Annotated in this window: 7 protein-coding genes and 1 pseudogene; 5 read left to right on the top strand and 3 right to left on the bottom strand. The window is 58.7% G+C overall.

All coding sequences use genetic code 11. The annotated features are described in order from the left end of the window. The 4 genes and pseudogenes from C5F46_RS15400 to C5F46_RS15385 all read left to right on the top strand — a co-directional run. Window positions 1-499, top strand: a pseudogene (locus tag C5F46_RS15400) (IS5 family transposase); the annotation flags it as partial. 425 nt (window positions 500-924) lie between these two features. Beyond that, entirely contained in the window at window positions 925-1,377 is a 453-nt protein-coding gene (locus tag C5F46_RS15395) for a hypothetical protein (protein ID WP_133618488.1), read from the top strand. A gap of 83 nt (window positions 1,378-1,460) precedes the next feature. Beyond that, a complete protein-coding gene (gene rnk / locus C5F46_RS15390; protein WP_107326198.1) occupies window positions 1,461-1,877 on the top strand; it encodes a nucleoside diphosphate kinase regulator in 417 nt (138 codons plus the stop codon). A gap of 104 nt (window positions 1,878-1,981) precedes the next feature. Next, entirely contained in the window at window positions 1,982-2,716 is a 735-nt protein-coding gene (locus C5F46_RS15385; protein ID WP_107326197.1) for a 16S rRNA pseudouridine(516) synthase, read from the top strand. Window positions 2,717-2,730: 14 nt separating this feature from the next. Here C5F46_RS15385 and gdhA read toward each other — a convergent pair whose 3' ends face one another. The 3 genes from gdhA to C5F46_RS15370 form a co-directional block, all read right to left on the bottom strand. After that, window positions 2,731-4,086 (bottom strand): NADP-specific glutamate dehydrogenase, encoded by a 1,356-nt coding sequence (gene gdhA, locus C5F46_RS15380; protein ID WP_107326196.1) that lies wholly within the window; start codon window positions 4,084-4,086, stop codon window positions 2,731-2,733. 96 nt (window positions 4,087-4,182) lie between these two features. Next, entirely contained in the window at window positions 4,183-4,878 is a 696-nt protein-coding gene (locus tag C5F46_RS15375; protein ID WP_107326195.1) for a 5-formyltetrahydrofolate cyclo-ligase, read from the bottom strand. Next, window positions 4,875-5,615, bottom strand: coding sequence for an NAD(P)H-dependent flavin oxidoreductase (locus tag C5F46_RS15370; protein WP_235820194.1), 741 nt, complete (start codon window positions 5,613-5,615; stop codon window positions 4,875-4,877). Before C5F46_RS15370 ends, C5F46_RS15375 begins: the two co-directional genes overlap by 4 nt. 166 nt (window positions 5,616-5,781) lie before the next feature. On the opposite strand from C5F46_RS15370, the gene C5F46_RS15365 reads away from it, so the two are divergent. Further along, on the top strand, window positions 5,782-6,993 hold a 1,212-nt coding region (locus C5F46_RS15365; protein WP_146160249.1), incomplete at its 3' end, for a DDE-type integrase/transposase/recombinase.

Below are 6,993 nucleotides of genomic sequence, written 5' to 3'. Positions count from 1 at the left end.
AATGGCGCAAGGTCCATCTGGCCATGGACACCGCCACTTCGGACATTCGAGCGGTGGAATTCACCCCCAGCAGCGATGGTGACAGCCCCGTGCTGCCAGAGTTACTGGACCAGATCCCCGAAGGCGAAGAGATCGGCACGGTGACTGCGGATGGTGCCTACGACACGCGCCGCTGCCACACGGCCATCATAGACCGGCAGGCCACTGCGATCATCCCTATCCGAAAGAATGGACGGCCTTGGAAAGAGGATTGCCCTGCCGCGATCGCGAGAAACGAGACCCTGCGCGCCACACGGCCTATGGCAGGGCGTTCTGGAAGCGCTGGACCGGATACCATGCCCGAAGCCGGATCGAGGCAAAGATGCGGTGCCTCAAAGCCTTCGGTGAGCGCATCGCCGCAAGACACCCCGACAGCCAGACCGCAGAAATCCAGATCCGCGTCGCCCTCATCAACCGCTTCAACGCGCTCGGCACTGCCGAAATCGTCCGCGTGGGCTGAGATCAACAGGGAAAGGGGGAGTCACGCCTCATGAGGGAGTTCTGCAACAACGCCTCGCGTGAACAGAACATGCATGCAGAGTGCGCCTTTCTTTCGGATATTTTCGCTCCACGGGCACTTGGTAGCACCAGCCCTCTGGTGCCCGGTGCTCCTGTGTTCTGATCATGCCAGCAATCGCGAAGAACGCCAATGAACGAGGTGTCACAGGCCCGCCGATAGTGCGACGTCGAAATCGATCTGATTGACACAACCAATTTGACTGCCTAACTCTAGAGGTATGTTGGAACATGCAGATCATTATCGTTTTCTTCTGCTGAACCGCCCGCTTCCCCGGGCGGTCTAGGCGCGTTTACGCCTGCTGCACCCCCGGGGTCTCCTCAAGTTTCAATGATGAGCACGCGGCCACGGTGGCCATGGGGGAAGTCATGTCCAACATCCACGAACATCGGTTTTCTACTTTTGAGAAACGGCTTAACGGTCAAAACGGGCCGCGCGAGTGTTCGCCAGTTCCGGAAGCTGACTATCACAGGCTGAAAGCGTATCAGGAGCAATGCGATGAGTCGCAAGACCGTGCTGAGATTATGCTATCATATATTATTCGGCACAAGTTGATGACACTGAAACCAGTCAAAAACCTTTACGCAGCGCATATCGTAACGAGCGGTCGTCAATTCCAATACGTTATTGACCAAGGTCCCGTTCAGGATGGCCTGCTCGTCCATCGGGCTCGATGGGGGCAGGGCACGGGGGTCATCCCTGCATATTCGATCCTGGGCGTAACCCTCATCGGGATGTTGGTCGGTCAACGTGCGCCCTTGCTGTGCGAAAATGGATCCATTCGATCCGTCACGGTTTCGCGCGTGATCCAGGCAATCTGAAATCTCCTGACAGACCTGACCCAGACCAAAGGGTCCGTCTGCTTCCCGCACACCTGCATTTCTTCACATAAGGAGCGGCCACCATGGCACCGCAAGAACTTACTAAGTCGCGTAGTCGTCGGACACGAAATCCGAAGATCATCATCAATGCCGATGATCTAGACCATCTGGAAGCGCTGGCAGAAGGCGCGATAGCCCGCAATTCCGATCTGGCCGAGCGTTTGCTGGAAGAGCTTGGCCGCGCAAAAATCCTGCCCGCGGCAAAGTTGCCGGCGAATGTGGTCGCGATCGGAAACAGGGTCACGTATCGCGATGAATTCTCTGGGCAGGAAAGAACAGTGATGCTTGTCTATCCCGAGGATGCCGATATCGCGCAAGGCAAGATTTCCGTCATGACGCCGATCGGGGTAGCGCTTCTTGGATTGCCCGAAGGCACATCGTTTCATTGGGACACCCGTGCGGAACAGCGCAGAACGTTAACCGTGATATCAGTTTCGTAACCTCTCGGAAGTAACGAATCCTGCCTGTCGCTCTGTCGTCTACCGCAGTGAGAGAGAGCGTGTGTTTCCCTCTGCACTGAATATGATCCACAAGGAAACCGGATATGTCAAAGGTTTCAACTACACGTGTCGACAAGCTCTTGTCTTCGATGGGCTATGGCACACGCAAGGACATCGCGCAGTTGGCACGCTATGGTGGTATTGTCTTCGATCAGAAAGAGATCTTGGACGCCGCCGTTCGCATCCCTATCAGTGTGGATCTGCCAAGCCGTATGACAGTTGCGGGAAAGGCGCTTGATCCGCTTGCAGGTATGGTCGTGTTGATGAACAAACCTCTGGGGGTGACCTGTTCGCACAAGGAGGCGGGCGCACTTGTCTATGACATCTTGCCCGCACGTTGGCGGCGCCGCGATCCCGCGATTTCAACCATTGGCCGTTTGGACAAACAAACATCAGGACTCCTGCTGCTGACCGATGATGGCAACCTTCTGCACCGAATCAGCAGCCCCAAAAGTCAGATCAGCAAGGCCTATCGCGCCATACTGGCACGTCCACTCGACGGTAAAGAAATCGCTCTGTTTGCGTCGGGTACACTCACGCTCAAGGGCGAAGACAAACCGCTGGCACCGGCGGTGTTGGAAATCATATCGGAAACCGAAGCCCTGATTACCGTGACCGAAGGCCGATACCATCAGGTTCGCCGTATGTTCGCCGCTGCGGGCAATTTCGTCGAGACCCTTCGACGTGAACGTCTTGGCAATCTTTGCCTGCCAGACAGCCTCGACCCGGGGGAGTGGAGGCTGCTCGGCAACGAAGAGATCGCCCTGGTCTTCCGATAGTTCTCCGGATTGGCTCAGATCACCCCAAGCATACGCATCGCTTCGGCAACCCGCACGAAACCGGCGATGTTGGCGCCCAGGACATAGTCGCCGGGCGCGCCATACTCATCGGCAGTTTCAGCACAACGATCATGGATGCTCTTCATGATCTGTGCCAGCCGTTGTTCGGTCTGCTCAAAGCTCCAGCGATCACGGCTGGCGTTTTGCTGCATTTCCAGTGCCGACGTTGCAACGCCCCCCGCGTTTGCAGCTTTGCCAGGCCCGAACAGGATGCCGGCCTCGCGCAGGATGCGGATCGCCTCGGGGGTGCAGGGCATGTTCGCGCCTTCGCCGACAGCCAGCACACCGTTCTTAACCAGTGACTTTGCATCCTTGCCCGTCAATTCGTTCTGGGTGGCCGAGGGCATCGCCACATCACAGGGCAAATCCCAAATTGATCCTTTGTCGGTCGACACAAAATGCGCGCTGTCCCCGCGAAGCCGGGCATATTCCGAAATTCGCTTGCGGCGCAGGGACTTGACTTCCTGAAGCAAAGACAGGTCAATCCCAGCTTCGTCTATGACATAACCGCTGGAATCCGAACAGGCGATGACCGTGCCGCCAAATGACTGCACTTTCTCGATGGTGTGGATGGCCACATTGCCCGCACCGGACACGACCACGCGCTTGCCGTCGAAATCGGTCTGGCGCGTTTCAAGCATGGCCTTGGTAAAATAGGTGTTGCCGAAACCCGTTGCCTCGGTCCGAGCGCGGGATCCACCGTGGGCAATGGCCTTGCCGGTGAATACGCCCGACTCGTATCGGTTTGTCAGGCGCTTATACTGGCCGAACATGTATCCAATTTCGCGCCCGCCTACACCAATATCGCCGGCTGGCACATCGGTCTGCTCGCCCAGATGGCGGTGCAGTTCGGTCATGAGCGATTGGCAGAAACGCATGATCTCGCCATCGGATTTACCCTTGGGATCGAAATCCGAACCGCCCTTGCCGCCACCGATCGGCAGGCCGGTCAGTGCATTTTTGAAGATCTGTTCGAAGCCCAGGAACTTGATGATCCCCAGGTTGACCGAGGGGTGGAAACGCATCCCGCCCTTATAGGGGCCGAGGGCCGAGTTGAACTGGACGCGAAAGCCGCGATTGATCTGGACGTTGCCCTGATCGTCCACCCAGGGAATGCGAAAGATGATCTGACGCTCTGGCTCGCAGATGCGTTCGATGAGCGCTTGTTCAAGATAATCGGGGTTCTTTGCGACCACGCGCCCGAGGCTTTCCATCACCTCGTGGACGGCCTGGTGAAATTCCGGCTCGCCGGCATTGCGCCGCATCACTTCGGCAAGGATCGGTTGCAGCTTTTCATCGATATTGTTCATGTATTTTGTCGCTTTACGGAGGAGTGCTTTAGGAATTGCGGAAAACGTGTGCGTCAGCAACACGAATGCACATTTATCAATCCAGCTATTTGATCCTCAACCGCTGTGCAAGCCGGTCTCGGTCAGGATGAGGTCGAGAGGGATATCGTGGGGTTGCGGGTAGATGGTTTTGAGCTGTGCCGACTGGAAACCAATGCCGATGACAAAAGGTTTCGGGTCAAGCGCCGACAATGTCCGGTCGAAATAGCCCCCGCCATAGCCGAGGCGATAACCATCCGCCGTCCAGCCGACGAGGGGGGCAAGCACGATATCGGGCCGGACGACGGGGGCGTCCGGGGGCGGAACGGGAATGTTCCAATCGCCGCGCACCATGCGGGTTTCGGGCGTCCAGCGGCGAAAGGTGAGCGGGGCCGCCCTGGTTTCGACCAGTGGCAGGGCGACGGATATACCGGCCTTGTGAAGTTCGGCCATCAGCGGGCGCAGGTCGGGTTCGCCCTTGATCGGCCAATAGGCGGAAAAGACCATGCCCACTGCCCCGCCGAAGCGGTCTTGCAACACCTGCCGCAGATACCCGGCCAGTGCCTCGCCGATCTCCTTGCGTTCAGCAACCGACAGTGCCAGACGGGCGGCGCGCAGGCGGGTGCGTTCGGCCTTGCGCCAACGCGCGACATCACGTGCCTGCTCGGGATCGACAGCCAGCGGATCGAAATACTCCAGTGCGATCTCGGCGGCATAGCAGGGCGGTGAGGAAAAGCCGCTTTGGCAGCGGAAGCTCTTGAAGTCGTCGCTCATGACATCGCCGTGAAACCGTTACGCACCGGGCCCTTCAGGATATGCCGGGCCTGCGCGACCATGGTGTTCAGACGTGCGGCCGCAGGTACGACATCGGGGATGTTTCCCGCGCCCTGACCGGCATAGAGCGCCATCGCTTCCAGATCGCCGGTTGTGGTGCGCAAGGGTGAATCCGTGCTGAAGCGCAGGCGGGGCTGATCGTCGTCATGGGCGATGGTCTCGCGCGGCAGGCTGTCCGGGTCGTGACCCAGGTAATTGCCCTTGAGACCCTCCGTCACGCTGTTGCCGATCACCCGCACCGCAGCGCCCTTGGGCCAGTTCAGAACGAACACATCGGTCAGCACCGTATCCTCGCCCGTGGCCTCGACGATGCGAGACTTGTGATAGGAATGCGCAAAGGATTCTTCAGTCGCCAGAAAGGCGGTGCCGCATTGCACGCCGCTGGCCCCGATCGCCAATGCGGCGGCAAGCCCTTCGCCCGTGGCGATCCCGCCCGAGACCACGACCGGCAGGTCGGTCCCGGCCAGTATCCGTTCCGCCAGCCCGAAGGCGGGACTTCGTCCGTGCACATGGCCGCCCGCCTCGATCCCCTGTGCGATGATCACATCCGCCCCGGCAGCTTCGGCCATCCGCGCGGCGGCCTCCGTTCCGACCTGATGCAATACGAGACATCCCGCGTTTTTCACCCGCGCCACCACATCCGGCATCACATCCCAGAAAAAGCAGAAGGCCGTCACACCAAGATCGAGGCAACAGGTGTCGCGTAGCCCTTAATTGTGAGATGGGAAATCCAACGAAATCAACGGCTGAGCTTTGCCCTTAAATATGAGATTTTGCCTTTAATTCTGATATTTTTGCCCTTAAACCTGAGACAGGGTTCACAGACATTTGCGGCAAATATCGATGAATGATGATGGCGAAGACTCCGTTGCCGTTGGTGCTGAAGAGGCGCGCAGGGCCGCGGTGCTGCGCCCTCTTGTTCAGGCATATCTCAATGGGACTGGCAGCCTGGAACGTGGCATCAATGACGCCGTTTGGGAGCTTGGTGTCAGCAGGGCGACGGTCTGGCGTTGGATAAAACGGTTGGCGGAAGAGGGTGGGCGCACCAGCGCTCTGGCTCCGCGGAAACGGGGCCGCCCGACCGGGACGATGTTAATATCCAGCAAAGTCGAAGCGGTAATCGAGGAGCACCTTCGCCGCTATTTCTTGCGCCGGGAGCGTTCGAGCTTGTCGCGCGTCGTGACAGAAATCCGCAGCGCTTGCTGGCAGGAGGGCTTGCAACCGCCGACACGGCGAACGGTTCAGCGTCGTCTGGATGCGATGGATGCCCGCGAAGTTGCGAAGGCACGAGAGGGCGCAAAGGCGGCCCGCCAGAAATTTGCGCCGGTCACAGGTGAGAACAAGGCCAGTATGCCACTGGAGATCGTCCAAATTGATCATACACCGGCGGACATCATTCTTGTCGACGGCTTTGAACGCAAACCAATTGGGCGGCCTTGGGTCACGCTGGCGATCGACGTCGCAACGCGGATGGTGACCGGATATTACACCTCTCTCGAGGCACCTTCGCGTCTGTCAGTGGCGCTTTGCCTGACACAGGCGGTGGCCCTCAAGGAGGAACTTCTTGCGGAATTGGCGTGCGATGTTCCTTGGCCGGCACAGGGCAAACCGCACAGCATCCACGTCGATAACGGTCGCGATTTCCGGTCGCGCGCCTTTCGGTCGGCCTGTGCGGATTGGGGGATCGATCTGGTCTATCGACCGCCAGCAAGTCCTCACTTCGGTGGTCACATCGAACGGTTGATCGGCACCATGATGGGGGCCGTTCACCTGTTGCCGGGAACAACGCAATCCTCGATCGCGGCAAAGGGCGACTATGACGCCGCAAGCAAGGCCACGATGACGTTGAGCGAATTCGATCGCTGGTTTGCTCTGGAAATCTGCCGTTACAACAACAGCATTCATTCAAGTCTTGGCTGCACGCCCGTTGCCAAATGGGAGGCGCTCTCAGAGCAAATGACAGGCGACATCCCCTTCGAGATGGAAGCCTTTCAGGTGAGCTTCCTGCCGAGTGAACTGCGCAAGATCAGGCGTGACGGCATCCATCTGTTCCAG

It is taken from the genome of Phaeovulum veldkampii DSM 11550, assembly GCF_003034995.1.
Lineage (GTDB): Bacteria > Pseudomonadota > Alphaproteobacteria > Rhodobacterales > Rhodobacteraceae > Phaeovulum > Phaeovulum veldkampii.
This window is presented reverse-complemented; position numbering and strand designations above follow the sequence as displayed.